We start from the raw sequence: 26,478 nt of genomic DNA, 5'->3' as shown, positions 1-26,478 counted from the left end.
GTGGGATCTCGAACGAGCAGGTGTGCATCCTGGTCGCACGCGATCGCAGCGGCCAGACCATCGACGCCGTGACCGGCAAGGGCAGCGTGAGCAAGCGGCAGCTATTGCAACACCTGGGGCCGCGCCTTGAGCGTGACGTGCTGCTGGTGACCGATAGCCACGCCGCCTATCCGGCATTCGCGCGGGAGCTCGGGATCTCACATGAGGCCATCAACGCGAGCGCCGGCGAACGAAGGCGCGGTGCGCTGCACATCCAGAACGTGAACGCGTATCACAGCAGGATGCGCGCCTGGCTGCTGCCTTTCCGCGGCGTTGCCAGCCGTTATCTGGGCCATTACTTCGGCTGGCGCTGGGCGCTGGATGGACAGCGCATTGCCAGCCCGGATATGTTTTTGAGAGCGGCGCTCGGCAGGTTCAACACTTAGCGCGAACAGCGCCAATGAAAAAGTCCGCTCGCCGGTACCGCTAACTGGCGCACAGTCGAAAAGGTCGTGCGCCAGGATCATGGTTCCCATTCACGGGAGCATCCGCATGACATTGCACTGGAAAGGAATAGCCCTTGCGGCGGCCTGCATGCCGCTGCTGTGGCCGCTCAGCGCACAGGCCGACTGGGCGCAATCGGCCGATCCGCTGGTCGTGCAGACCAAGCCGTCGAACAGCGAAGTCCAGTTGCAGAACCCGCCCACCTTCAGCTGGGCCCGTTACCCCGGCGGCGCGGCCCGCTACGAGATCCAGATCAGGCCGGAGGGCGGTTCGCCGCTCGGGGCGACCGTCGAACGCAACTGGTACCTGCCGGCCAAGTCCCTGGCGCCGGGCAACTACAGCTGGCGCGTGCGCCCGTCCGGCTCGAACGACTGGTCGGCGCCGCGGACCTTTTCGATCACCGGCAAGTCGACCACGTTCGAGGTGCCGGACAATGCCGCGCTGCGCGCGCGTATCCTGGCGAAGGCCCGGCCGCGTTCGCTGCCATCGTCGTTCACGCCCTACGCCGCCTGGAGCGCCTCGAAGAAGAAGGACCTGGACCCTTACCTGAGCCGCCTGGTCAACGTGGTCAGGCTGCAGACCGGGGCGCTGCCCGACCTGGATGACGAGAAATGGCCGCTCGTGATCGCTGCGCCATTGACGGCAGCGATGGCAGCCCAGCAGAGGGAAGTCGCGAACCGCATCGACGAGGCCTCACGCCAGCTGGAATCGGCGGCCATCCTGTGGCGTCTGAAGAAGGAACCGGCTTACCTGAACGAGGCGTTCAAGCGCGGCGACCAGCTGGCCGCGCTGGACCCCGCGGGCCCGACCAGCTATGCCAACCAGGACCAGGCGACGCGCCAGATCGCGCTCTCGCTGGTAAAAGCGATCGACCTGCTGGCCGGCGACCTGGACGCCGGCCGCAAGGCGAAGTGGCTGAAGACCGTGAGCGTGCGCGGCGCCGAGATGTTCAAGGACCTGGCCGCCGACCGCGGACGCCTGGACCAGCACCCTTTCGATCCACACGCGACGACCTTGCAAGGCTATATGGCGCTGATCTCGACCCTGGCGCTGGGCGACATCCCGGACGCCCGGCAGTGGTTCGACTTCAGCTTCCGCGCCCATGCCGCCACGCCGGAACCCTGGTCGGACCAGGAAGGCGGCTACGCCAACGGCACCGCCTACGCCGAATACACGGCCGGCTACCTGGTCGCGCTGTGGGATCCGATTCTGCAGGCGACCGGCGTGAACCTGTACGCCAAGCCGTGGACGGTGGGTTTCATGAACTTCCTCATCGAATTCGTGCCGCCGGGCGCTGCCGTGCATGCCTTCGGCGACGGCTCCGAAACCAAACCCGATTTCCGCGTGCTGCGCGCGCTGGCGAACCGCATGGTGTCGCCGCGCGCCGCCTGGTATGCGGGCAAGGTCAAGGCCAACGAGGATGCGCTGTCCACGCTCGAGGGGCCTTACCCGATGCCCGTGACCGGTACCCGGCGCAAGATCCCGCCGGATAACGCGGCCGGGTTCCCGAGCATCGGCTGGGTGGCGATGCACAAGGACATCGGCTCGAGCGGCGATGCCTCGTTTTACTTCAAGTCCAGCCCCTACGGTTCGTTCAACCACAGCCACGGCGACCAGAACGGCCTGTTGCTGACGGTGGCGGGCAAGCCGCTATTGGTCAAGGCCGGCTGGTACGACTGGTACGGCTCGCCGCAATGGACCGACTGGTACCGCCAGACCAGGTCGCAGAACGCCATCACCTTCGACGGCGGCAAGGGCCAGCTGGTGGACGGCTACCGCGAGCCGCTGCAGCACAACGGCCGCATCACCGCGTTCTCCGTGAAGCCGGACCACGACTACGCGGAGGGCGACGCGACGCCGGCCTATGGCGGCCGGCTGACCCAGGCCAGGCGCCAGGTCGTGTACCTGCATGGCCCGAACGCCTTCGTGGTGCGCGACAAGCTGTCGGCGAAGACGCCGCACACCTACGAGTTCAACGTGCACGCGCCGGTCCTCATGAAGATCGAGAGCCCGTCCAGCGTGAAGATCGGCTCGGGCCGCCAATCGGTCTGCCTGCGCGACCTGAACGGCGACGCCCCATTCGCCAGGTGGGACGGACCGCGGCCGAAGAAAGGAGTAACGGAAGACCATGGCGCCTTCTACCTGAAGAACGATGGCGGTTCGGTGGCGGAATTCCTGGTGCTGCTGGATGTCGGCTGCAAGCGGCCGACGGTGACGGTCAAGAGCGAGGGGCAGCGGCGCCTGGTGACGGTTGGCGGGCAGGCTTTCGAATTCGATTGACCTTGCCATTATTGGAAGGATTACGCTCGATCCCCTGTTCATCTCTTTGGAGCGATCATGGTCGAGTATCCCGTGCCGGGCTTGCGCTGCGTGTTCTGTGTTTATCGTCTGAAGACGGCGATCCGGAAGATCGATCCGGCGCTGGAGGTCAAGGTCGATCTTCGAAGCGGCCGGGTCGTCGTCGGACGCCATGACGATCTACGTACCATTGAGCGTGCAGTGGCGTATTTGCAGGCGCTTGCACCCGTCGGCTGATTCGGAAACCGGCTTCGGTTGGCGGGGCCGCGGGTGGCGGGGCCTACAATTTTTCGATCTGCCGGTCGATCGCCTTGCGTGCGCGCTCGTTGCGTTCGCTGTAGCGGTCGGTCAGGTAATCGGTGCGGCCACGCATCAGCAGCGTCATCTTGTAGAGTTCTTCCATGACGTCGACCACGCGGTCATAGTAGGCCGAAGGGCGCATCCGCCCCGCGTCGTCGAATTCCTTGTACGCCATCGGCACCGACGACTGGTTCGGTATCGTGAACATGCGCATCCAGCGTCCCAGCAGGCGCAAGGTGTTCACCACGTTGAACGACTGCGAGCCGCCGCAGACCTGCATCACCGCCAGGGTACGCCCCTGGCTCGGCCGGATCGCGCCCATCTCCAGCGGAATCCAGTCGATCTGGTTCTTCATCACCGCCGTGATCGCGCCATGCCGCTCCGGGCTGCACCATACCTGGCCTTCCGACCACAGGCACAGCTCGCGCAGCTCGACCACCTTCGGGTGCGTGTCCGCCACGCTGCCGACCATCGGCAGCTCCATCGGATCGAAGATTTTTACCTCGGCGCCGAAGTGTTCGAGGATACGTGCCGCCTCCCAGGTGAGGAAGCGGCTGAAGGAGCGTTCGCGCAGGGAGCCGTACAGCATCAGGATGCGCGGCGGGTGGTTCAGGTCGCCGGTCGGCTCCAGCTTCCCGGCCGTGGGCAAGTCCAGCAGTTCCGGCTTGATGTTGGGGAGATTCGATAACGGCTCAACCATGTTTGATCTCCGGGTTCTCTTCCATAACAGCGAAGTCGCTCTGCGCCACGGTACCGGCCACCGTCGCATCGCGATGCGCCGCCGGGTACAGCCAGCAGAACAGTGGCGTCGCGGCGGCGGCACCGAGAAGCTGCGCCAGAATGAATCCGGGGGCATCGGAGGGACGGATGCCGGCGACGGTATTGGTGGCGCAGCGGGCCAGGGTGAGCGCGGGGTTGGCGAACGAGGACGACGAGGTGAACCAGTAGGCGGCCGTGATGTAGGCGGCGACCGCGAACGGCGTCACGGCCGGCCGGCTGCGCGAGCAGCCGATGATCACTGCAATCAGGCCGAAGCTGGCGACGAATTCGCTCCACCACTGCGCGGCGCCGGTGCGTGCGTGTTCCGACGCGACGAATACCGGGACGTCGAACATCAGGTGTGCCGCCGCCACGCCGGCAAAGGCGCCGGCGATCTGCACAACGATGTAAGGGATGACGTCGGCTACCGGCAGGTTCTTCTGCCACGCTTCCGACAGCGTGACAAGCGGGTTGAAGTGTGCGCCCGAGATGGTCCCGAACATCAGGATCAGGGCCACGAGACCGGTGCCGGTCGCGATCGCGTTGGCCATCAGTGCGATCGCAACATTGCCGCCGGCCAGACGCTCGGCCATGATGGCCGAGCCGACCACCACGGCCAGCAGGAGCGCCGTGCCGAGGCCTTCGGCGACGATTCGTCTGGCAAATGTCATTGCTCGATTCCTCCGTCAGTCTTCAGGACATCACGCGGACAGGCAGCCGATGCGATCCAGCTCCGCCTTCAAAAGCGCTTTGTCGTTTTTGAGTTCTTCCAGCGGCAGGGCCAGGAAAGCCTCGATCCGCGTTCGCAGGGTCGCGTAGGCCTGCTCGAAGGCGGCATGGATTTCGTCGTCGGTGCCGACAACATGGCTTGGGTCGTCCACACCCCAGTGCGTGCGCAAGACCGGGCCAAGATATGCCGGGCAGGTTTCAGCTGCGGCACTGCCGCAGACAGTCACCACGATGTCCGGTGTCACGGGCAGCTTGTCCCAGGACTTGCTGTAGTAGCCCTCGGTCGGAATGCCTTTGCTGGCCAGCAGGGCCAGCGCCCGCTCGTTCAGCTTGCCGGTCGGCTGACTGCCGGCGCTGATGGCATGCCAGCCGGCGGGCGCCAAGTGGTTGAAGACGGCTTCGCTGATGAGCGAGCGGCAGGAGTTGCCGGTGCAGAGGAAAAGTAGGTTCACGTCAGGTCGCGGAGTCGGAAATGAATTGATCGGCCGTCGCTCACGAGGCGCAAGAGGATGTGCCCGGTTCGCAGGCCGGGCTGCCGGTTGAGGAGCAAGGATTGCCGCCGCAGCAGTTCTCGGTGAGGAAACCAAGCAGTGCGTTCATCGTGCCGAACTGCGCGGCATAGATGACGAACCGGCCTTCCTGGCGCGACAGGATGAGATTCGCGTTGGATAATTCTTTCAGGTGGAACGAGAGCGAAGAGGGCGGCATGCCAAGTGCTTCGGCAATCCTGCTCGCGGCAAGCCCGTTGGGCCCAGCCTCCACAAGAAGCCGGAAAGTCGCCAGCCGCGATTCCTGTGCGAGCGCGGCCAGCGCTGCCACTGCATCCTTGTTCTCCATGGATATCCATCCTTTAATTCGATATTTCGAGTATAGTCGAATTGTTGGTGAGTCCGCAACGTCGAGTAGAGCCCGGGTCGACTGCAAAGGAATGCGCCATGGCAGCGGTGGCGCTGCCAGACGTTTGCGCGAAGCAGCCCAAGGCTGAGCCGGAGTGACGCTCAAAAAGACATGGCCCGCACGAGGCGGGCCATGAATACTTGATGATGACGAAACAGTACTGCCTGGATTACGCGAAGTTCTTGTTCACGAAGTCCCAGTTGACGATGTTCCACCACGACTCGACGAACTTCGGACGGGCGTTGCGGTAGTCGATGTAGTAGGCGTGCTCCCAGACGTCGACGGTCAGCAGGGCCTTGTTCTCGGTGGTCAGCGGGGTGCCGGCGTTCGAGGTGTTGACGATGTCGACGGTGCCGTCCGGCTTCTTGACCAGCCAGGTCCAGCCCGAACCGAAGTTGCCGACGGCCGACTTCTGGAACTCTTCCTTGAACTTGTCGAAGGAACCCCACTTGGCGTTGATCGCGTCGGCGACCGGACCGGTCGGGGCGCCGCCGGCGTTCGGGGCCATGCAGTTCCAGAAGAAGGTATGGTTCCACACCTGGGCGGAATTGTTGAACACGCCGCCCTGCGATTTCTTGATGATTTCTTCCAGGGACAGGTTTTCGAACTCGGTGCCCTTGATCAGGTTGTTCAGGTTGGTCACGTAGGCCTGGTGGTGCTTGCCATAGTGGAATTCCAGGGTTTCAGCCGACATGGTCGGCTGGAGGGCATCCTTGGCGTACGGCAGCGGCGGCAGAGTATGTTCCATGTCTTATTCCTTGATTGGTTGGAAACGGGTCGTTCTTCCGAAACGGTCGCTATTCTAAACCGGATGTGAAAAGGTTGCAGATTTCATCAAGTACTCGCCCAGGACTAAATGTGTTTTTGGCTGCCAGAACCGGCGCCTTGCACCGCATCCGGTTCTTCAAGTACTTAGCAGATCTTGCACGCTCGCCACGCCGACCTCGGCGCTGCCCTCGGCCAGGCGCACCACGATGGTGTCGCGCGGCTTGATCTGGCCCGGCGAATGCAGCACCTTGCCCTTGGCATTGCTGACGATCGCATAGCCGCGCTCGAGCGTGCGCTGCGGGTTCAGCAGCTCCAGTTGCGCCGACAGCGCGGCTAGCGCTTCGCGGCGCTGGCGCAGTTGGCTCGTCATGCCGGACACCAGCTGGCGCCGCTCCGACGCCAGCAGGGCACGCAGCGAGCGCACATCCGGCAGGTGGCGGGCCCAGCGCTGCTGCAGCTGGGCCAGCAGCACGCCATTCCGGTTGATGGGCGTGCGCACCGCATGCGTCAGACCACTGGCCATGCCCAGGAGTTTCAGGCGCTGGTTGGCGATGCGGTCCGAGGGACTGACCATCCGGCGGCTCAGGTTGTCCAGGCCCTGGTTCGCCTCGGACAGGATGCGCTCCATGGCGCGACGCAGGTCGTCCGCATCCGCTTCCAGTGAGCTCATCCACTCGTCGCGGGCGGTGGCGGCCAGCTCGGCGGCGGCGGTCGGCGTCGCCGCGCGCAGGTCGGCGGCAAAGTCGGCGATGGTGAAATCGGTCTCGTGGCCCACGCCCGAGATCACCGGCATCGCGGCGGCGTTGATGGCGCGCGCCACCACTTCCTCGTTGAAGCTCCACAGATCCTCGATCGAACCGCCACCGCGGCAGACCAGCAGCACGTCGACTTCCTGCCGGCGCGAGGCGGTGGCGATGGCCTCGGCGATCTTCTCGGCCGCGCCCTGACCCTGCACCGGGGCGGGGTAGAGCACCACCCGCACGTGCGGGGCGCGGCGCCGCAGCGCGGTGAGGACGTCGCGCAGGGCCGCGGCCTGGGGACTGGTGACGATGCCGATGGCGCGCGTGAACAGCGGCAGCGGGCGCTTGCGTTCCTGGTCGAACAGGCCTTCGTTCGACAGCTTGTCCTTCAGGCGCATGAAAGCTTCGTAGAGGGCGCCGACGCCGGCGCGGCGGATCGCCTCGACGTTGATCTGGTAATCGCCGCGCGCGCCGTACAGCGTGACCAGGGCGCGCACCTCGACCTTGTCGCCTTCGCGCGGCGTGAAGCCGGCGTACTGGGCGCGGCCGCGAAACATCACGGCGCGCACCTGGGCGGCATCATCCTTCAGCGTGAAATACCAGTGGCCGGACGCCGCGCGGGTGAAGTTCGAGATTTCGCCGCCGATCCACACCAGCGGAAACGAGCGTTCCAGCAGGCGCGCGACCTGCTGGTTGAGCGCGGTGACGGTGAGGACGGGCGGGGCGGCATAGGCCGGATCGGTGTCGGAGGGAGTCAGCATATGGATGAGCTAAATGGAACTGTCCACAAAAATAGGGCGGCCTGATGCGGGCGCCATATCTCAGGGTGTACAACAAATTGTTTTTGTAAACAGTTGATTTTTAATGTTTATTTTGGCTGCCTGATTTCGATGCAGAAACAAAATTTCCTTACGGATCAAAGACTTGTCGAGTCCGGTGGGCACTTGGCCACAATCTTATCCACAGAATCTGTGAGGAAGTGGATAAGCGCCTTGGCGATCCACCCTGCGCAAAAATGAGGCATGCATATGTTTTCTTAAGGCAATCAAGCACTTAGGCTGCTGTTCAGGCCCTTGCTCACATCGTTTTCCACAATTTATGTGCACACCTGGGCTGTCCCGGTGGCCAGGGCAGGGTGTTGTGCACAAGCCGGCGCCTGCCTAAAAATGCTGCACAGATAAATTGTCCTTTAAATTCAAACACTTTGATATCGATCAAGGCGCTTGCTAACAATCTTTTCCACAAAATTTGTGCAGAAGCTTGCCCGGCTGTGGAGGTCCGTCGTGGCGTGCCCTCGCATCGGCGCACATCGAGCCGATGTTCCGGCATCCCGGCCTCGGGATCGCCAGGGATGCGACTATACCAGCACCGGGAAGCCTGCGGTTCTGCCCAAATTTTAGGCTTGATGGCCTTTTTGCTTTGAATTCAATCGCTTAGGCTTGATTGAGCGGCCTTGCTCACATTGTTTTCCACAATTTGTGTGCAAAGATGGGCGCGGGTGTGGAGAACCCGCCCTGCCTAAAAAACGTGCTTGGGCATTTTTCCCTTATGAATCAAGGGGTTTACGGCAGCTATGTGTGCTTGCGCACAATTTTGTCCACAAAAAATGTGAAGAAGCGCAGTGGCCTGAAGGGCAGGAATCCAGGCACTGCGCTGCTAAAATTTTCATCGAGAAAATTTCCCTGATTAGAATCAATGACTTACCTTGAGGAAAGGCTATTTCGCACAAATTTATCCACAGAAATTGTGGGCAAGTACCGTTGTCACAATGCGGCTTTGTTGCGTCTTGGAAATCCCCCTGGTGAGCATGCCGTGTTTTTACGCATGGAAAAATATCCTTTAAGAATCAAGGCGCTTGCCTGCCGGGGGCAGGCTTGCGCACACTTTTATCCACAGAAAGTGTGCAGAACTCTACTTGCCGCAAAGCGGGCAACACGTTACATTGCGGAATTCGTTCACGTATAGTTTTTCTATACACATACGCACCGTTTTCCATTCACCCGGGAGTTCCTTTTGCTCGCCATTCTCCAAGCCGCCGGCTGGCCCATCTGGTTGTTGCTGATTGCCTCGATCATCGCGCTGGCGCTGATTATCGAACGCCTGATCTACCTGCGCCGCGAAAAAATCCTGCCGCGTCAGCTGCTCGACGAAGTCATCCAGGTTTATCGCAGCGGCAAGGTCACGCCGGACATCATCGACAAGTTGCAGACCAACTCGCCGCTCGGCGCCGTGCTGGCCGCGGCCCTGCGCAACGTCGACGCCCCGCGCGACGTGATGAAGGAGTCGATCGAAGAAGCGGGCAGGGGCGTGGCCCATGTGCTGGAACGTTTCCTGACCACCCTGGGCACGATCGCCTCGCTGGCGCCGCTGATGGGCCTGTTCGGCACCGTGGTCGGCATGATCGAGATCTTCGGCGCCCAGAATGCGTCCGGCACCAATCCGGCCCAGCTGGCCCACGGCATCTCGGTGGCCCTGTACAACACCGGCTTCGGCCTGGCGATCGCGATGCCGGCGCTGGTGTTCTACCGCCACTTCCGCGCCCTGGTCGACAGCTTCATCATGGACATGGAGCTGAAGGCCGTGAAATTCGTCGACGTCGTCCACGGTGCCCGCAAATGATGGACTTCCGCCGCGGCCGCAAGCGCGAGGATCCGGAGATCAACCTGATCCCGTTCATCGACGTGCTGCTGGTGGTGCTGATCTTCCTGATGGTCACCACCACCTACAGCAAGTTCACCGAGCTGCAGATCACCCTGCCGACCGCCGACGCCGAGAAGGCGATCGACAAGCCCTTCGAGATCAACGTCACCGTCGATGCCAAGGGTAATTACACTGTGAATAACGCGCCGGTCTCCTTCCACGGCGTGGCCGGCCTCGCCGACGACCTCAAGCGTGCGGCAAGCACCGGCCCGGACGGCCAGCCGCTGGCCAATCCGGTCAAGGATCCGGTGATCATCGTGAATGCCGACCAGTTTGCCATGCACCAGATGGTGATCAATGTTCTGGAAGCAGCGCGCATGGCGGGGTATGACAAGCTGACGTTTGCGGCGCAGAGCGGCGGGCAGAAATAGATTCGTCATTCCCGCGAAAGCGGGAATCCATACTGAAGCTCCGAAGTCGGTATTTCTGAAGCATCAAGGTGCTTCCGGCATGCCGAATTCTGTTGCTCTGCATGGGTTCCCGCTTTCGCGGGAACGACGTTTATGCGGCAACAATATGGCATCCTCCCTCGAATCAACCCTTACCCGCGCCTGGCTGCGCCGCGGCCCGCTGGCCCTGGCGCTGTGGCCGCTGTCGCTGCTGTTCCGCCTGCTGGCCGCCCTGCGTGCCGGCTTGTTCCGCGCCGGCGTCCTGAAGTCGGAAGGCCTGCCGGTGCCCGTCGTCGTGGTCGGCAATATCTTCATCGGCGGCACGGGTAAAACCCCGTTGACCATCTGGCTGGTCGAGCAATTGCGCGCCGCCGGCCTGAGCCCGGGCGTGATCTCGCGCGGCCATGGCGGCGATGCCGACAGCGGTCCGCGCGAAGTGCTGGCCGGCTCGAGCGCGCGCGAGGTCGGCGACGAGCCGCTGCTGATCGCCGCCCGCACCGGCTGTCCGGTGGTGGTGGGGCGCCGCCGCGCCGAGGCCGGCCGCCACCTGCTGGCGCGCCATCCCGGGGTCGACGTGCTGGTGACGGACGACGGCCTGCAGCATTACGCGCTGCGGCGCGACGTCGAGCTGGTGCTGTTCGACGGCCGCGGCGTCGGCAACGGCTGGCTACTTCCGGCCGGGCCGCTGCGCGAACCGCCTTCGCGCCGCCGCGATTTCACGGTGGTCAACACGCCCGAACTGACGCCCGCGCTGGCGCTGGCGGTGGGCGGCCGGCCTTACCAGATGCGGCTGGCAGGGGATTATGCCGAGCAGCTTTGCGATCCGGCGCGGCGCCTGCCGCTGGCCGGGCTGGCCGGCATCGCGGCCGGCAAGCCCATCGTGGCCGCGGCCGGCATCGGCAATCCGGGACGCTTCTTTGCCATGCTGCGCAATGCCGGCCTGGCGCCGCAGGAGCTGCCGCTGCCCGACCACCACGACTTCCTGGACGATCCTTTCCGGGACCTGGACGCCGCACTCATCCTGATTACGGAGAAGGATGCAGTAAAATGTCGGCAACTTGAACACCTGAACAACGACCCGCGTCTGTGGGTCGTCCCGGTCACCGCGCAGATCGACCCTGCGCTGGCCGCTCAAATCGTGGAGAAATGTCGTGGACGCCCGACTGCTTGATATCCTGGTCTGCCCCCTGTGCAAAGGCCCGCTCGAATATGACAAGAAAGCGCAGGAGCTGATCTGCCGCCCGGACCGCCTGGCCTATCCGATCCGCGACGGCATCCCGATCATGTGGGCCGACCAGGCCCGCAAGGTCGAACCGGCCGTCTGAATCGCCGTATGAGCTTCATCGTCATCATCCCGGCGCGCCTGGCCTCGACCCGGCTGCCGAACAAGCCGCTGGCCGACCTCGGCGGCAAGCCCATGGTGGTACGCGTGGCCGAGCGCGCCAGGGAATCCGGCGCCGCGCGCATCGTGGTCGCCACCGACCATGCCGACATCCTGGCCGCCTGCGCCGCGCATGGCATCGAAGCCTGCATGACCGCAGCAAGCCATCCGTCCGGCACCGACCGCATCGCCGAAGTGGCGCGCACCCTCGGCCTGCCCGCCGATGCCGTGGTGGTCAACCTGCAGGGCGACGAGCCGCTGATCGACCCGGCCCTGCTGTCCGCCTGCGCGGCCCGCATCGGCGCCGACGTGCCGATGGCCACCTGCGCCCACCCGCTGCACGACGCGGCGGACGCCTTCAATCCGAACGTGGTCAAGGTCGTGCTCGACAAGCTCGGCCGCGCCCTCTACTTCTCGCGCGCCACCATCCCCTGGCACCGCGACGGTTTCGCCCAGAACCGCGACGCCTTGCCGGCCGGCTACCTGCCGCTGCGCCACATCGGTTTGTATGCTTACAGCAACGCTTTCCTGCAACAGTATCCGCAACTGGAACCCTCTCCGCTCGAAACGATCGAAGCGCTGGAACAGTTGCGCGTGCTCTGGCATGGCGTGCCGATCGCGGTCCATGTCACCGACAGCGCCCCTGCGGCTGGGGTAGACACCCCGGAAGACCTGGCGCGGGTACGTTCTTACTTCGCATCTTGATCCTGATGGAAACCATGGCGCTAGCGGTCTGCGCCATGTCAAGCAGCCCCTGCGATGGCCCCCCGGCAGTGGCGCCGCGGCCTGCTTTTGTGGTAACTTTCGGATCAAGCTAGTCAAATATGCATCAAACTCGGCCATCAGAAATGATGACCGTCTTCAACACCTTTTAGGAAATCCTTCATGCGTCTCATTCTGTTAGGAGCCCCCGGCGCCGGTAAAGGCACTCAGGCGAATTACATTAAAGAAAAATACAATATTCCACAGATTTCCACCGGCGACATGCTGCGTGCAGCCATCAAGGCCGGCACCGAGCTGGGCCTGGCAGCGAAGAAGGTCATGGACGCAGGCCAGCTGGTGTCGGACGACATCATCATCGGCCTGGTGAAGGAGCGCCTGAAGGAGGCGGATTGCGCCAACGGTTACCTGTTCGACGGCTTCCCGCGCACCATCGCGCAGGCGGACGCGATGAAGGACAGCGGCGTGAACATCGACTATGTGCTGGAAATCGACGTGCCGGACGAAATGATCGTCGAGCGCATGACCGGCCGCCGCACCCACCAGCCTTCGGGCCGCGTGTACCACGTCAAGTTCAACCCGCCGAAGGTCGAAGGCCTGGACGACGTCACCGGCGAGCCGCTGGTCCAGCGTGACGACGACCAGGAAGAAACCGTCAAGAAGCGTCTGGCGGTCTACCACAACCAGACCGAAGTCCTGCTCGGCTACTACAACAAGTGGGCGCAGTCGGGCCTGCCGGGCGCGCCGAAGTACCGCAAGATCTCGGGCGTGGGCCCGGTCGAGCAGGTACGCGAAGCCGCGTTCGCCGCACTGGCAGACTAAGCGCTTGTCCGGGCGCGCCCGCAGATCGCGGCCGCCCGTTGGCTCCGGATGACGTCGTGCCATCCGTCCAGGTTTTTGGATCAAAGTTCGCATTACTCGCGTAATAGAAGTACTTGATCGAAGGACAATGGGGGAGGGACGATATGGCATCCACACAGCTGGGCTTCGCCGTCGCATGCGGCGTCATCGCGGTACTTTACGGGCTGTGGTCGCGCAGCTGGGTCCTGCAACAGGATCCCGGCAACGGCCGCATGCAGGAAATCTCGCTGGCCATCCAGCAGGGCGCGTCGGCCTACCTGGCGCGCCAGTACCGCACCATCGGCATCGTCGGCGTCGTCCTGCTGATCGCCATCTTCTTCCTCCTTGGGGGCCTGACCGCGGCCGGCTTCCTGGCCGGCGCCGTGCTGTCCGGCGCCTGCGGCTTCATCGGCATGAACGTCTCGGTGCGCGCCAACGTCCGCACCGCCCAGGCCGCCTCACGCGGACTGGACCAGGCCCTGCACGTGGCCTTCCGCGGCGGCGCCATCACCGGCATGCTGGTGGTCGGGCTCGGGCTGCTCGGGGTCTCGCTGTTCTACTGGTTCCTGGTGGCGCGCGCCGACCCGGCCCTGTCGCCGCACGACACCATCCAGCCCCTGGTCGGCCTGGCCTTCGGCGCCTCGCTGATCTCGATCTTCGCGCGCCTGGGCGGCGGCATCTTCACCAAGGGCGCCGACGTCGGCGCCGACCTCGTCGGCAAGGTCGAGGCCGGCATTCCCGAGGACGATCCGCGCAATCCTGCCGTCATCGCCGACAACGTGGGCGACAACGTCGGCGACTGCGCCGGCATGGCGGCCGACCTGTTCGAGACCTATGTCGTGACCCTGGTGGCGACCATGCTGCTGGGGGCCCTCATGGTGCCGGCGATGGGGGGCACGGCGGTGATCTACCCGATGCTGCTGGGCGCGGTGTCGATCATCTCCTCGATCATCGGCTGCTCGCTGGTCAAGAACCGGCCGGGACACAAGATCATGTCGGCCCTGTACACGGGGCTGTGGTGGTCGGCCGGGCTGTCGCTGATCGGCTTTGCGGTGGTCACCTGGCTGGTCTGGCCGGACGATGCCATGCGCTGGCGCATGCTGGGCTGCGCCCTGGTCGGCATCCTGCTGACCGGCTCGATGGTCTACATCACCGAGTACTACACCGGCACCGAGTTCCGCCCGGTGCGCCACATCGCCGAAGCTTCCACCACCGGCCACGGCACCAACATCATCGCCGGCCTGGGCGTCTCGATGAAGGCGACCGCCTACCCGGTGCTGGCGGTGTGCGCCGCGATCCTGCTGGCCTTTGCGATGGCGGGGCTGTACGGCATCGCGATCGCCGCCACCGCCATGCTGTCGATGGCCGGCATCATCGTCGCCCTGGACGCCTACGGGCCGATCACCGACAACGCCGGCGGCATCGCCGAGATGAGCGGCCTGCCGGACAGCGTGCGCGCCGTCACCGATCCGCTGGATGCCGTTGGCAACACCACCAAGGCCGTCACCAAGGGCTATGCGATCGGCTCGGCCGGGCTGGCGGCGCTGGTGCTGTTCGCCGACTACACGCATGCGCTGGAGGCGGGCGGCACCCGCATCAGCTTCGAGCTGTCGAATCCGATGGTGATCGTCGGCCTCTTCATCGGCGGCCTGGTGCCCTACCTGTTCGGCGCGCTGGCGATGGAGGCGGTGGGGCGGGCCGCCGGCGCCGTCGTGGTCGAGGTGAGGCGCCAGTTCCGCGACATCGTCGGCATCATGGCCGGCACCGGCAAGCCGGAATACGACAAGGCCGTCGACATGCTGACCGCCTCGGCGATCCGCGAGATGGTGCTGCCCTCGCTGCTGCCGGTGGTGGTGCCGGTGGCGGTCGGCATGCTGCTGGGCCCGATCGCCCTGGGCGGCATGCTGATGGGGACCATCGTCACCGGCCTGTTCGTGGCGATCTCGATGACCACCGGCGGCGGCGCCTGGGACAATGCCAAGAAGTATATCGAGGACAATCACTTCGGCGGCAAGGGGTCGGATGCCCACAAGGCGGCCGTTACCGGCGATACGGTCGGCGACCCCTACAAGGACACGGCCGGGCCGGCGGTGAACCCGCTGATCAAGATCATCAATATCGTCGCGCTGATGCTGGTGCCGCTGATGCCGGCGGGTGGCGGCTGGCTGGCGGTAACCGAGCCCGCCATGATGCGCCCGGCCGCCGCCGTGGCCGCACGCGCCGTCAGCGTCCCAGCGCCTCTTCCAGGGCCCGTCGCAGCGAATCGCGATCCGAATCGCCGCGATAGCGCACGCCGTTGATGAAGAAGGTCGGCGTGCCGGTGGCGCCGTCGTGGTGGGCCCGCGCGAGATCCTGCTGCACGCGCGGGCGGTGGCGGCGCTCCAGCACGTCGGTGCGGAAGCGCTCGATGTCGAGGTCCAGGCTCTCCGCCAGCACGGCCAGGTCCTGCTTGTCCATGACCGTGCGCTGCTGTTCGAAGAGCAGGTCGTGCATGTCCCAGAACTTGCCCTGGCTGCCTGCGGCCTCGGCCGCCTCCGCCGCCAGTTCGGCCAGCGGGTGGAAGTCGGCCAGCGGCAGGTGGCGGTACACCAGGCGGATGCCGCCGACCTCGTCCGCCAGGGCGGTCAGGCCGGCATGCGCCCGCGCGCAGTAGGGGCACTGGAAGTCGCCATATTCGATCAAGGTCAGCGCGGCATCCTGCGGGCCGCGCACGTGTTCGTCCTGGCCGATTTCGTCTACTCGGTTCATTGATCCTCCTGTGTTCGCGATGGCCGCATCATGGCATGCGTACGCCAACACCGCCGCGAGTTTCGGGCAGGAATCAAGAGGAGCGCCGAATCAAAATACGCACATCTTGTCGGCCTCTTCCCGCAGCCACGGCCTGAAATCCGGATGCGCGATCGCAATCAGCGCCTGGGCACGCTGCTTGGCCGACTTGCCGCGCAGTTGTGCCACGCCCCATTCCGTCACCACGTAGTTGACGTCGTTCTTGCTGGTGGTGGCGTGGGTGCCGGGCGACAGCGTCGGCACGATGCGCGACACCGTGCCGTCCTTGGCGGTCGAAGGCAGCACGATGAAGGACTTGCCGCCGCGCGAGCGGTTGGCGGCGCGCACGAAGTCGACCTGGCCGCCGGTGCCGGAATAGGGCAGGTGGCCGATGCTTTCGCTGCCGCATTGCCCGAGCAGGTCGACCTGCAGGCTGGCGTTGATCGTCACCAGCTTGTCGTTCTGCCCGGCGATATACGGGTCGTTGGTGAAGTTCGACGGATGCATCTCCAGCATCGGGTTGTGGTGCATGAACTCGTAGAGCTTGCGCGAGCCGAGCGCGAAGGTGGCCACCATCTTGCCCGGCAACAGGGTCTTCCTGCTGTTGTTGACGGCGCCGGATTCGACCAGGGTCAGGATGCCGTCGCCGATCATCTCGGTATGGATGCCGAGGTCGCGTTTGCCGGTCAGCTGCATGACCACCGCGTCCGGGATGCCGCCGTAGCCGATCTGCAGCGTAGAACCGTCCTCGATGTGCTCGGCGACCAGGGCGCCGATGGCTTCCTGCACCGGGCCGATCTTCGGCAGGCCGACTTCCATGATCGGGTCGTCGCTCTCGACGATCGCCGTTACCTGCGACAGGTGGACGTGGCACTGGCCATGGGTAAAGGGCACGTTCGGGTTCACCTCGAGCACCACCGCGCGCGCCTTGGCGACCGCCGCCATCGTGTAGTCGGCGCCCAGGCTGAGGGCGAAGTGGCCGGAGGCGCTCATCGTCGATGCCATGGCGAACACGACGTCGGCCGGCATCAGGCCGCGCTCGATCAGGGTCGGAATCTCGGAAAAATAGTTCGGGATGAAGTCGCACCAGCCGCCCTGGCCGCCGGCGCGCGAGGCGCCGCCGAAGAACAGGGCGGCGTGGCGCACGTGCGGCCGGCACGCCTTCTCGAAATAACCGTATTTGCGCATCGCCAGGATCTGCGCGACCTTGACGTCATTGAAGCGCCGGTACTGTTCGGATAGCGCGTGCAGCAGGGAAGGGGGCTCGCCGACCCCGGTGGGCACGATGATCATGTCACCGTCGAGCAAGTGATCGAGGGCGTCGAGGGCGCTGCCGCGTTTCGACTGGTACATCTCCTGCAGATTCTGCATTGCCGTCTCCTGTCGTTATCGTGTGGTGCCGTATGCCTGTCCAGCATAGCAGGCTACGCCTGGATGCTGACAGGGAGTTGACGGCCTGCTAAAGTGAAATAGTTTTATACCGACAATTTTTGGAGACGGGAGAGCGCATGAAACGGGTAACTGGCATCGGCGGCATTTTCTTCAACGCAAAAGACCCGGTGAGCTTGCGCGCCTGGTACAAGCAACACCTCGGCATCGACGTGATGGACTGGGGCGGCACGGCCTTCAGCTGGAGCGATGACGAAGGCAAGCCGACCGGCGGCATGACGGTCTGGTCGATCAACGCATCGGACACGACGCTGTACGCGCCCAGCACGGCGCCCTTCATGATCAATTACCGGGTCCATGACCTGGCCGCGCTGCTGCAGGTGCTGCGCGACGAGGGTTGCCAGGTGCTCGACAAGACCGAGGACGGCGAGTACGGCAAGTTCGGCTGGGTGATCGACCCCGAGGGCAACAAGGTCGAGCTGTGGGAGCCGCCGCCGGGGCAGTAATCCTGTCATGCAGGCGCGCGCCTCCCGTCACTGCGCGCGCCGATAATGGCCTCATCCAGCCAATCGAGGTGAGCCATGAAACAGATCGGAATATGCGGCGCGATGGCGCTGTCCGCCCTGCTTGCCGGCACGGTTCCTGCGGCCCAGGCGCGCCAGTCGCAGGCCCAGCCCCAAGCCCAGGTCGAGAGTCCGCAGCAGACGCGGCAGGCCCAGGAAGCCCGGCAGCAGGCCGAATCCTATTTGCGCAAGGAGGAGCGCGCCGCCACCGGGGCCCGTACCCAGAGCACCGACCGGGCCAACCAGGATGCCGGCGTGGCCGACGAGGCGGCCGGCCACAGCGATGCCGCCCGGCCCGCGCGCAGTACGAATCCGACTGCGGCGCCGCCCTCGACGATGCCGAGCGGTAGCCAGGGACCCAGCTACGGCCCGGTCCTGAATCCGCGCCAGCCGCAAGCCGCCGATCCGGCGCGCAAGGACCCGGCCGAGGTGCATGACGAGGCCGACAGCCTGACGCGCCAGGCGTCGCCCCAGCAGTCGCAACAGCCGCAACAATCGCAACAGCAGCGCCAGAAGCAGCAGAAGCAGTCGAGCCGGACCCAGCGCCGCCGCGAAGCCTGGCAGCCGGCCGGTCCGCTGGCGCCGCGTCCGCTGGACGGCAGCGAGGCGGCGGCGATCGGCTATGGCGCGGTGTCGGTGCCGGCGCCCGCTACGGCGCCCGAGCCCGTGGTGCCGCGGTCGGCGCCGCTGAATTCCTGCGTCGGCGGAGCTTGCCGCGACGCCGCCGGCGCCACCTACAACCTCGGCCCCACCGGCGCCGGCGTCAGCAGCAGCGGACGCCCCTGCAGCCGCGTCGGCACGACCGTTCAATGCTTATAAACATGGCGCTGATCGCTGAAGCTCGCTACAATCCAGTAGTTGACGTTTACGTAAACGTTACTCGAACTGACTCGAAACTGGAGGAGACAGCAGCATGCAGATTCAGAACAATGTATTCATCGTGAGCGGCGGCGCGTCCGGCCTGGGCGCAGCCACCGCGCGCATGATCGTGGAAGCCGGCGGCATGGTCGTGCTGGCCGACGTGCAGCTCGACGCGGGCGAAAAGCTGGCCGCCGAACTCGGCAACGGCAAGGCGCGCTTCGTGAAATGCGACGTGACCCTCGAGGCGGACGGCATCGCCGCCGTCGAGGCCGCCACCGCGATGGGCACGGTCCGCGGCCTGGTCAACTGCGCCGGCGTGGCGCCCGCCATCAAGACCGTCGGCAAGGACGGCCCGCACCCGCTGGACGCCTTCCAGCGCGCCATCAACATCAACCTGGTCGGCACCTTCAATATGTGCCGCCTGGCGGCCGACGCCATGGGCAAGCTGGAGGCGCTGGAGCACGGCGAGCGCGGCGTCATCATCAACACCGCCTCGGTCGCGGCCTTCGACGGCCAGATCGGCCAGGCCGCCTACGGCGCCTCGAAAGCCGGCGTGGCCGGCATGACCTTGCCGATGGCGCGCGACCTGTCGCGCAGCGGCATCCGCGTGATGACCATCGCGCCGGGCATCTTCGAGACCCCGATGCTGATGGGCATGCCGCAGGAAGTGCGCGATGCGCTGGGCAAGATGGTGCCGTTCCCCCAGCGTCTCGGCATGCCGGGCGAGTACGCCCACCTGGCGAAGACCATCATCGAAAACACCATGCTGAACGGCGAGACGATCCGCCTGGATGGTGCGATCCGCATGCAGCCGAAATGATCGGCAGAGGATAGGCAAGCGCGGCCTTGCCGTGAGCAACTTGTTCATTTGATGTAGGATGCTCCGTGATATCGGGCGTGCGGGTCGACAACACCTTCGGCTGCACGCCCTGTTTTTTTCCGGAGAACCGAATGAAGTTGAAGTCGAAGCTGATCGTCCTCGCGGCCGTCCTGGCCAGCATCCAATTCCCTGTCCTCGCCCAGGATTCACTCCAACGCGCCCCCGAAGCCGCCACCGGCTACCAGCAGAAGTCCGGCTGGGCCGCGCGCAATTACATGGTTGCGGCGGCCAATCCGCTGGCGGTCGAGGCGGGCTACGAGATGCTGAAGCAGGGCGGCACGGCGATCGACGCCGGCATCGCGACCCAGCTGGTGCTGACCCTCGTCGAGCCGCAATCCTCCGGCATCGGCGGCGGCGCCTTCCTGATGTACTACGACGGCAAGAAGGTGCAGGCCTTCGACGGCCGCGAGACCGCGCCGTCGAAAGCCGACGAGCACCTGTTCCAGCACCCGGACGGCAGCCCGCTGTCGCGCACCGAGGGGATCGTCGGCGGCCGTTCGACCGGCGCGCCGGGCGTGCTGCGCATGCTGGCCCTGGCCCACAAGCAGCACGGCAAGCTGCCCTGGAAGACCCTGTTCGGGCCGGCGATCCGCCTGTCCGAGAACGGTTTCAAGGTCAGCCCGCGCCTGCACCAGCTGCTGGCCGGCGACGCCTACATCGGCAAGGATCCGACCGCGCGCGCCTATTTTTACGGCCCGGACGGCAAGCCCTGGCCGGTCGGCCACGTCCTCAAGAACCCGGCGCTGGCGCGCACCCTGCGCGAGATCGCCGAGGGCGGCGCCGACGTCTTCTACACCGGCCGCATCGCGCGCGACATCGAAGCCAAGGTCAAGAGCCACCCGACCAACCCGGGCCTGCTCACCGCCGCCGACATCGCCGCCTACCAGCCGAAGCTGCGCGAGCCGGTCTGCAACGACTACCGCGCCTATACCGTGTGCGGCATGCCGCCGCCGTCCTCGGGCGGCATCGCCGTGGCCCAGATGCTGGGCATGTTCGAGACCCGCGACATGAAGGCGCTGGCACCGGCCAACGGCATTCCGAACGCCGACGCGGTGCACCTGTTCTCGGAAGTCGGGCGCCTGGCCTATGCCGACCGCGACCGCTACGCCGCCGACACCGATTTCGTGCCGCTGCCAGGCCGCGGTATCCCGGCCCTGCTGGACAAGAACTACCTGGGCAAACGCGCAAGCCTGATCGGGCCGCGCTCGATGGGCAAGGCCGAGGCCGGCAATCCGCCGGGCGTGGAAACCGCCTGGAACTGGGGCCTGGACAATTCGATCGAGGCGCATTCGACCTCGCACATCGTGGCCGTCGACCAGTACGGCGCCGGCCTGTCGATGACCACCAGCGTCGAGGATGCCTTCGGCTCGCGCCAGATGGTCGACGGTTTCATCCTCAACAACCAGCTGACCGATTTCTCCTTCGATTCGCGCGACGCCAGCGGCCCGATCGCCAACCGGGTCGAGCCGGGCAAGCGCCCGCGCAGCGCGATGAGCCCGACCATCGTGTTCGACAAGAAGACCGGCCGCTTCGTCGAGGCGATCGGTTCGCCTGGCGGACCGCTGATCATCAACTACGTGGCCAAGGTGCTGGTCGGCACCCTCGACTGGGGGCTCAACGTGCAGGAAGCGATCGCCTTGCCTAACTTCGGCAGCCGCAACGGTCCGACCGAGCTCGAGGCGGGGCGCTTCCCGGCGGCCGAGATCGAGCAGCTGAAGGCGCGCGGCCACACGGTGCGCGTGTTCGACCAGAACTCCGGCCTGCACGGCATCGAACGCATGGACATCCATGGCGTGCCGCTATGGTTCGGCGGCGCCGACCCGCGTCGCGAAGGTGTGGCAAAAGGCGACTAAAAACGATAGCAAAAGTGTATTTATCCAACAAAGGGGCGGCAGACTTTGCTACCCTTGCTTTGTGGATACTAAACATGAACTAGCAGGGCGCTCGCTGCAGCGCCTTTGCGCGTTGCTGCTGCTGACCCTGGCGTGCCTGCTGGGCGGGACGGCGTCCGGCGCGCCGACCCCGACCTTGCGCTTCGAACACCTGTCGGTGGACGACGGGCTGGCCCAGGAATCGGTGCTGGCCATCGTCCAGGACCGCGACGGCTTCATGTGGTTCGGCACCCAGTCCGGCCTGTCGCGCTACGACGGCTACCGCTTCACCAACTTCCGCAACGTGGTCGGCGATCCGAGCTCGCTGGTGAACAACTGGGTACGCGTACTCTACGTCGACCGCAAGGGACGGCTGTGGATCGGCACCGACGGCGGCCTCGCCCTCTACCATCCGGACAGCGGCAGCTTTTCCAGCTATCTGCCGGACGAGCCGGCCAAGCGCGGCAACGGCAACCGCCACATCCGCGCGATCGCCGACGACGGCAAGGAAGGCCTGTGGCTGGCCACCAGCGACGGCCTGCAGCATTTCGACATCGCCAGCAAGCGCTTCGCCACCTGGCACCACGTGCCCGGCGTGGCCGACAGCCTGTCCTCCGACAATCTGAGCTCGCTGGCGCTGGATCCCGGCGGCCGGCTGTGGGTCGGCACGGCGAACGGGCTGGACAGCATCGAGCCGGACCTGATGCGCTTCAACCACCACCGCTCGCCGCAGGGCGGCAAGTTCGACGTGGTCCAGGCCCTGCTGCTCGACGCCAGCCACCGGCTGTGGATCGGCAGCATGGGCGGCCTGGAACGCCGCGCGCTGGATTCCAAAGCCCAGGGGCAGGGCGGGGCGGAAGCGCTGACCCTGTTCGGCGAGGCGAACGGCATGCCGCCGGGCGAGGTCAGCGCGCTCTACCAGGACGGCGAGCGCCAGGTCTGGGTCGGTACCCACGATAGCGGCCTGTACCGCTGGCTGCCGGCGGCCGGCCGCTTCGAGAACCATCCGCACCGCATCACCGACAACTTCAGCCTCGGCGACAACCAGGTCTCGGCCCTGTACAGCGACCGCGTCGGCACCTTCTGGACCGGTACCTGGTATGGCGGGGTCTCGCGCGCCGACCTCGGCGGCGGCGGCTTCGCGCGCATCGTGCGCGGCCCCGACCTGCCGATCACCCTCAACGACAACAAGGTGCGCGGCATCGTCGCCGACGCCGGCGGCAAGCTGTGGCTGGCCAGTAACGGCGGCCTGCACCACTTCGATCCGCTCACCCGCCAGGAAAAGACCTGGCGCCTGGCGCCGGGTGAGGCCGGGCTGTCGGGCGATGCGATGGCCACCGCGGTGGCCGTCGACCGCGACGGCGGCCTGTGGATCGGCGCCCGCAACGGCCTGGTCCACCTGGACCCGAAGAGCGGCCGCCTGACGCGGCGCACGCTGTCCACCGGCGATGCCAACGCCAACTTCGTGCGCAACCTGATGGTGGCGCGCGACGGCGTACTGTGGATCGCCACCCGCGGCGGCCTGCACCGGCTGGATCCGAAGAGCGGCAAGCTGGTCACCTACCAGCACAACCCGGCCGAGGGCGCCAGCCTGGCCGACAACATCGTGCGGCCGATGCTCGAGGACCGCCAGGGCCGGATGTGGGTCGGCACCTTCGACGGCCTCGACCTGCTCGACCGCGCGACCGGCAAGTTCCGCCACTTCCGCCACGATCCGGCCGACATCACCAGCCTCAGCCACGACGAGGTGCACTACCTGCTGGAAGACCATCTGGGCAACCTGTGGGTCGGCACCGCGGTCGGCCTGAACAAGATGGTGGTGGGCAGCGACGGCACCCCGCGCTTCCAGCGCTACACCAGCCGCGACGGCATGCACGACGATGCGGTGGCGGCCATGCTGGAAGACCAGGATGGCCAGATCTGGGTCAGCACCTCGAGCAATATCGCGCGCCTGGATCCGGTCAGCGGCAGCTGGCGCAACTACGACGCCGCCGACGGCACCATCGAGGGCGCGTATTTCGACGCCTCGGCCCTGCGCGCGCCCGACGGCACGCTTTACTTCGGCGGCAACAACGGCATCACCGCCTTCCACCCGCGCGCCCTGCACGACAACCTGATCGCGCCGCGCGCCGTGATCACCGGCATGCAGATCTTCGGCGCGCCGGTGAACAAGGACCATCCGGGCCTGGCGTCCTGGCCGCTGGAAAGCGCGAAAGGCATCACGCTGACCGCGGAAGACACGGTGTTCACGCTGGAGTTCTCGGCGCTGCACTTCGCGGCCCCGCAGCGCAACCGCTTCGCCTACCGCCTGGTCGGCTTCGACCAGGACTGGATCGCCGCCGATGCCGGCAAGCGCTTCGCCACCTACACCAACCTCGACCCGGGCGCGTACACCTTCCAGGTGCGCGCCGCCAACAAGGACGGGGTCTGGAGCGACGCCCCGGCCTCCTTCAAGATCGTGGTGCTGCCGCCGTACTGGAAGACATGGTGGTTCCGCGGCGTCGTGGTCCTGCTGGTGCTGGGCATCGGCTACGGCGTGTTCCGCATCCGCGTGGACGGCCTGCGGCGCCAGAAGGAGTTGCTGGAGCTGCAGGTCAGCGCGCGTACCGAGCGCATCGAACAGCAGAACCGCCAGCTTGAGCGCCAGACCGCCGAGCTGCGCGAGCAGCAGCGCCAGGTCCGCCGCCGCACCGACGAGCTGGCGCGCGCCAACGGCGCCCTGCAGGAGAACGAGGAGCGTTTGTACCTGGCCAAGCAGCGTGCCGAGGACGCCACGCGCCAGAAGTCCGAATTCCTGGCGAACATGAGCCACGAGATGCGCACCCCGCTGGCCGGCGTGATCGGCATGCTCGGCTTCGCCCTGCGCGACGGCCTGCTGAAGGACACGACCCGCGAACAGATCCTGCGCGGCCAGGCCAATGCGCAGTCGCTGCTGGCGATCATCAACGACCTGCTGGATTTCTCGAAGATCGAGGCCGGCAAGCTGACCATCGAGAACATCGACTTCGCCCTCGACGAAACCATCGGCCACGTGCTCACCCTGTTCGAGGAGCAGGCCGGCGCCCACAGCGTGGGCTTCGCGGTCCGCCTGGATGACGACCTGCCGCGCTTCGTGGTGGGCGATCCGACCCGGTTGCGCCAGATCCTGGTCAACCTGGTCGGCAACGCCTTCAAGTTCACCCAGAGCGGCTCCGTGACGGTGCGGGTCGAGCGCCGGCCCGAGGACCAGGTCGACGCGCCGGGGCGCAACATGATCCGCTTCTCGGTCGAGGACACCGGCATCGGCATCGAGGCCGACGCGCTGCCGCGCCTGTTCCAGAAATTCGAGCAGGCCGACGCCGGCACCACCCGCCGCTACGGCGGCACCGGCCTGGGACTGGCGATCTGCCGCCAACTGGTCGAACTGATGGGCGGGACGATCGGCGCCGCCAGCACGCCGGGCCGCGGCTCGACCTTCAGCTTCGTGCTGCCGCTGGCCGACGGCGTGCAGCCGCCGGTGGTGGCGCAGGTGGCGCGCGAGCCGCACACCCACCGCCTGCGCGTGCTGTGCGCCGAGGATTACCCGACCAACCAGATCATCGCGCGCATGATGCTGGAAGAGCTGGGCCACCAGGTCGACGTGGTCGAGAACGGCGTGCTGGCGGTGGCGGCCTGCGCCCGCAGCCGCTACGACCTGATCCTGATGGACGGCCGCATGCCCGAGATGGACGGCGCCACCGCCACCCGCCTGATCCGCGCCGGCGGCCCGATGGAGGCGCCGGTGCTCGACCAGCACCTGATGATCGTCGCGCTCACCGCCAACGCCAGCGAGGAAGACCGCTCGCGCTACCTGGCCTGCGGCATGGACGCCTTCCTCACCAAGCCGATCGACGACATCCAGCTGCACTTCCACCTGAGCCGCGCGATCGAACGCCAGCTGCAGCGCGGAATCGAACTGCAGCCGATGGTGCCGCCGGAAGTGCGCGCGCCGGCCGCCAAGCCGACCACGGCCGAGCTGGACGCCATGTTCGGCGTGTCCAGCGGCCCGGCGCTGTCCGACCCGCCGGCGCCGGTCGGCATCACGCCGAAGTTCGGCCGCCGCGCCGGCGACATGATGGGCAAGATGCGCACCGCCTTCGCCGCCGACCTGCCGCGCCGTCGCAGCGAGCTCGACGCGGCGCTGGCAGCCGGCGACACCGAAGCCTGCGGCCGTTTGCTGCACGGCATGCGCGGCAGCGCCAGCTACCTGGGCGAGGCCGAGCTGCACCGGCTGTGCACCGAGCTCGAGAGCGAAGCCGACGCCGGCCGCCTGGACGAGGTGAGGGCGCGCCTGCCCGAGCTGCTGGCCGTGCTGGCGCGTTTCGAGGAAACCACGGCGTGAATCGTGCGCGCCCGGGCACTGGGTATAATTTGCTTAATAACAACAGCGGAGACGCCATGAAGGTCTTGATAGTCGATGACGACGTGGTGTCGCGCATGATGCTGATGCACATGATCGACAGCGCCGGCAGCTACGAGGTGCTGGAAGCCGAGGACGGCGAGGAGGCCTGGCGCCAGCTCGACGCCGGCGTCCATCCGGCAATGCTGTTCTGCGACCTGCGCATGCCGCGCCTGTCGGGCATGGAGCTGCTGGCCCGGGTCAAGGCCGACGAGCGCTTTGCCGGCCTGCCTTTCGTGCTGGTCTCGGCCGCCGGCGACGGCGCCACCATGGAGCAGGCGATCGGCCTGGGCGCCGACGGCTACATCGTCAAGCCCTTCGACGCCGGCAAGGTGCGCGGCTACCTGGACAGCCTTTCCCGGCAGGAAGAACAGGCGGACGAACGCCCGCACGCCACCATGGAAAGGCTGGGCATCGACGGCGCCCGGCTGCTGCTCTACCTGGGCGGCCTGCAGCGCCAGCTGGCGAGCGCCGGCGCCGACGTCGAGCGCCTGCTGGGCGCCGGCCAGTTCGACGCCGCCCGCGCCCAGCTCGCGCGCCTGGCCGAAGGCTGCCGCACCCTCGGCCTGCTGAACGCCGCCGCCGCGCTGGAGACCCAGGCCGCACTGCCGCTGGCGGCGGCTGCGCTCGCACGCGAACTCGAGACCGCCGGCGCCGCGGTGCTGCGCAAGCTCGAGGAAGCGCGCCGCCTCGCGCCCCTGTAAGGCGCGTCACCGCACAGAGCGGG

24 protein-coding genes are annotated in these 26,478 nt (G+C 66.1%); 16 read left to right on the top strand and 8 right to left on the bottom strand.

From position 1 onward, the window contains the following. The 3 genes from AC1DOQ_RS17045 to AC1DOQ_RS17035 form a co-directional block, all read left to right on the top strand. Positions 1–425: IS1595 family transposase (locus tag AC1DOQ_RS17045; protein ID WP_477366655.1), on the top strand; the 425-nt coding region annotated here is incomplete at its 5' end. 106 nt (positions 426–531) lie between these two features. Then, complete coding sequence (locus tag AC1DOQ_RS17040; protein WP_477366653.1) at positions 532–2,763, top strand: heparinase II/III domain-containing protein; 2,232 nt, start codon at positions 532–534, stop codon at positions 2,761–2,763. A gap of 57 nt (positions 2,764–2,820) precedes the next feature. Further along, positions 2,821–3,018: a heavy-metal-associated domain-containing protein gene (locus AC1DOQ_RS17035; protein WP_477366650.1), complete on the top strand. Its 198-nt coding sequence runs from the start codon at positions 2,821–2,823 to the stop codon at positions 3,016–3,018. Between the two features lie 43 nt (positions 3,019–3,061). Here AC1DOQ_RS17035 and arsH read toward each other — a convergent pair whose 3' ends face one another. The 6 genes from arsH to xseA all read right to left on the bottom strand — a co-directional run bounded on the left by arsH (position 3,062) and on the right by xseA (position 7,735). Then, positions 3,062–3,781, bottom strand: coding sequence for an arsenical resistance protein ArsH (gene arsH, locus AC1DOQ_RS17030; RefSeq protein ID WP_477366647.1), 720 nt, complete (start codon positions 3,779–3,781; stop codon positions 3,062–3,064). Beyond that, positions 3,774–4,511 carry an aquaporin gene (locus tag AC1DOQ_RS17025; RefSeq protein WP_477366644.1) on the bottom strand — a complete coding sequence of 246 codons (738 nt, stop codon included), beginning with the start codon at positions 4,509–4,511 and terminating at the stop codon, positions 3,774–3,776. Before AC1DOQ_RS17025 ends, arsH begins: the two co-directional genes overlap by 8 nt. Before the next feature lie 30 nt (positions 4,512–4,541). Continuing rightward, positions 4,542–5,021 carry an arsenate reductase ArsC gene (locus AC1DOQ_RS17020; protein WP_477366641.1) on the bottom strand — a complete coding sequence of 160 codons (480 nt, stop codon included), beginning with the start codon at positions 5,019–5,021 and terminating at the stop codon, positions 4,542–4,544. Between the two features lie 40 nt (positions 5,022–5,061). Further along, positions 5,062–5,406: an ArsR/SmtB family transcription factor gene (locus tag AC1DOQ_RS17015; protein WP_477366638.1), complete on the bottom strand. Its 345-nt coding sequence runs from the start codon at positions 5,404–5,406 to the stop codon at positions 5,062–5,064. A 229-nt stretch (positions 5,407–5,635) separates the two neighbouring features. Continuing rightward, positions 5,636–6,214 (bottom strand): superoxide dismutase, encoded by a 579-nt coding sequence (locus AC1DOQ_RS17010; protein WP_442124304.1) that lies wholly within the window; start codon positions 6,212–6,214, stop codon positions 5,636–5,638. Between the two features lie 156 nt (positions 6,215–6,370). Continuing rightward, positions 6,371–7,735 carry an exodeoxyribonuclease VII large subunit gene (gene xseA, locus AC1DOQ_RS17005; RefSeq protein ID WP_477366635.1) on the bottom strand — a complete coding sequence of 455 codons (1,365 nt, stop codon included), beginning with the start codon at positions 7,733–7,735 and terminating at the stop codon, positions 6,371–6,373. A 1,252-nt stretch (positions 7,736–8,987) separates the two neighbouring features. Between xseA and AC1DOQ_RS17000 the strand changes: the two genes are divergently transcribed. The 7 genes from AC1DOQ_RS17000 to AC1DOQ_RS16970 all read left to right on the top strand — a co-directional run bounded on the left by AC1DOQ_RS17000 (position 8,988) and on the right by AC1DOQ_RS16970 (position 15,304). Further along, a complete protein-coding gene (locus AC1DOQ_RS17000) occupies positions 8,988–9,593 on the top strand; it encodes a MotA/TolQ/ExbB proton channel family protein (protein ID WP_442124307.1) in 606 nt (201 codons plus the stop codon). Beyond that, on the top strand, positions 9,593–10,045 hold the full coding sequence (locus AC1DOQ_RS16995; RefSeq protein ID WP_477366667.1) for an ExbD/TolR family protein: 453 nt from the start codon (positions 9,593–9,595) through the stop codon (positions 10,043–10,045). Before AC1DOQ_RS17000 ends, AC1DOQ_RS16995 begins: the two co-directional genes overlap by 1 nt. 145 nt (positions 10,046–10,190) lie before the next feature. Next, positions 10,191–11,234 (top strand): tetraacyldisaccharide 4'-kinase, encoded by a 1,044-nt coding sequence (gene lpxK, locus AC1DOQ_RS16990; RefSeq protein ID WP_477366632.1) that lies wholly within the window; start codon positions 10,191–10,193, stop codon positions 11,232–11,234. After that, the gene (locus AC1DOQ_RS16985) at positions 11,215–11,388 is read left to right on the top strand and encodes a Trm112 family protein (RefSeq protein ID WP_442124309.1); all 174 of its coding nucleotides are present in this window, start codon (positions 11,215–11,217) and stop codon (positions 11,386–11,388) included. The genes lpxK and AC1DOQ_RS16985 overlap by 20 nt, the downstream gene beginning before the upstream one ends. Positions 11,389–11,396: 8 nt before the next feature. Beyond that, positions 11,397–12,149 carry a 3-deoxy-manno-octulosonate cytidylyltransferase gene (gene kdsB, locus AC1DOQ_RS16980; RefSeq protein ID WP_477366629.1) on the top strand — a complete coding sequence of 251 codons (753 nt, stop codon included), beginning with the start codon at positions 11,397–11,399 and terminating at the stop codon, positions 12,147–12,149. Positions 12,150–12,329: 180 nt separating this feature from the next. Next, positions 12,330–12,986, top strand: coding sequence for an adenylate kinase (gene adk / locus AC1DOQ_RS16975; RefSeq protein ID WP_477366626.1), 657 nt, complete (start codon positions 12,330–12,332; stop codon positions 12,984–12,986). A 143-nt stretch (positions 12,987–13,129) separates the two neighbouring features. Further along, complete coding sequence (locus AC1DOQ_RS16970) at positions 13,130–15,304, top strand: sodium-translocating pyrophosphatase (protein ID WP_477366623.1); 2,175 nt, start codon at positions 13,130–13,132, stop codon at positions 15,302–15,304. Here AC1DOQ_RS16970 and AC1DOQ_RS16965 read toward each other — a convergent pair. Both AC1DOQ_RS16965 and AC1DOQ_RS16960 read right to left on the bottom strand, forming a co-directional pair. Continuing rightward, positions 15,228–15,752 (bottom strand): DsbA family protein, encoded by a 525-nt coding sequence (locus AC1DOQ_RS16965; protein WP_477366620.1) that lies wholly within the window; start codon positions 15,750–15,752, stop codon positions 15,228–15,230. The two genes, AC1DOQ_RS16970 and AC1DOQ_RS16965, sit on opposite strands and share 77 nt — an antisense overlap. Positions 15,753–15,842: 90 nt before the next feature. Next, positions 15,843–17,141, bottom strand: a complete 1,299-nt coding sequence (locus AC1DOQ_RS16960; protein WP_477366617.1) for an acetyl-CoA hydrolase/transferase family protein — start codon at positions 17,139–17,141, stop codon at positions 15,843–15,845. A 137-nt stretch (positions 17,142–17,278) separates the two neighbouring features. On the opposite strand from AC1DOQ_RS16960, the gene AC1DOQ_RS16955 reads away from it, so the two are divergent. The 6 genes from AC1DOQ_RS16955 (at position 17,279) to AC1DOQ_RS16930 (ending at position 26,455) form a co-directional block, all read left to right on the top strand. Next, positions 17,279–17,665, top strand: a complete 387-nt coding sequence (locus AC1DOQ_RS16955) for a VOC family protein (RefSeq protein WP_477366614.1) — start codon at positions 17,279–17,281, stop codon at positions 17,663–17,665. 75 nt (positions 17,666–17,740) lie between these two features. Further along, entirely contained in the window at positions 17,741–18,541 is an 801-nt protein-coding gene (locus tag AC1DOQ_RS16950) for a hypothetical protein (protein WP_477366611.1), read from the top strand. 94 nt (positions 18,542–18,635) lie between these two features. Then, positions 18,636–19,403 carry a 3-hydroxyacyl-CoA dehydrogenase gene (locus AC1DOQ_RS16945; RefSeq protein ID WP_477366608.1) on the top strand — a complete coding sequence of 256 codons (768 nt, stop codon included), beginning with the start codon at positions 18,636–18,638 and terminating at the stop codon, positions 19,401–19,403. Positions 19,404–19,534: 131 nt separating this feature from the next. After that, complete coding sequence (ggt, locus tag AC1DOQ_RS16940; protein WP_477366605.1) at positions 19,535–21,316, top strand: gamma-glutamyltransferase; 1,782 nt, start codon at positions 19,535–19,537, stop codon at positions 21,314–21,316. Positions 21,317–21,377: 61 nt separating this feature from the next. Next, positions 21,378–25,694 carry a hybrid sensor histidine kinase/response regulator gene (locus AC1DOQ_RS16935; RefSeq protein ID WP_477366602.1) on the top strand — a complete coding sequence of 1,439 codons (4,317 nt, stop codon included), beginning with the start codon at positions 21,378–21,380 and terminating at the stop codon, positions 25,692–25,694. A gap of 56 nt (positions 25,695–25,750) precedes the next feature. Continuing rightward, complete coding sequence (locus tag AC1DOQ_RS16930) at positions 25,751–26,455, top strand: response regulator (RefSeq protein WP_477366599.1); 705 nt, start codon at positions 25,751–25,753, stop codon at positions 26,453–26,455. Positions 26,456–26,478: the final 23 nt, after the last annotated feature.

The sequence above is a fragment of the Massilia sp. 01N417 genome (assembly GCF_056399645.1).
The sequence above is the reverse complement of the archived record's forward strand: the minus strand, read 5'-3'. Positions and strand labels throughout refer to the sequence as shown.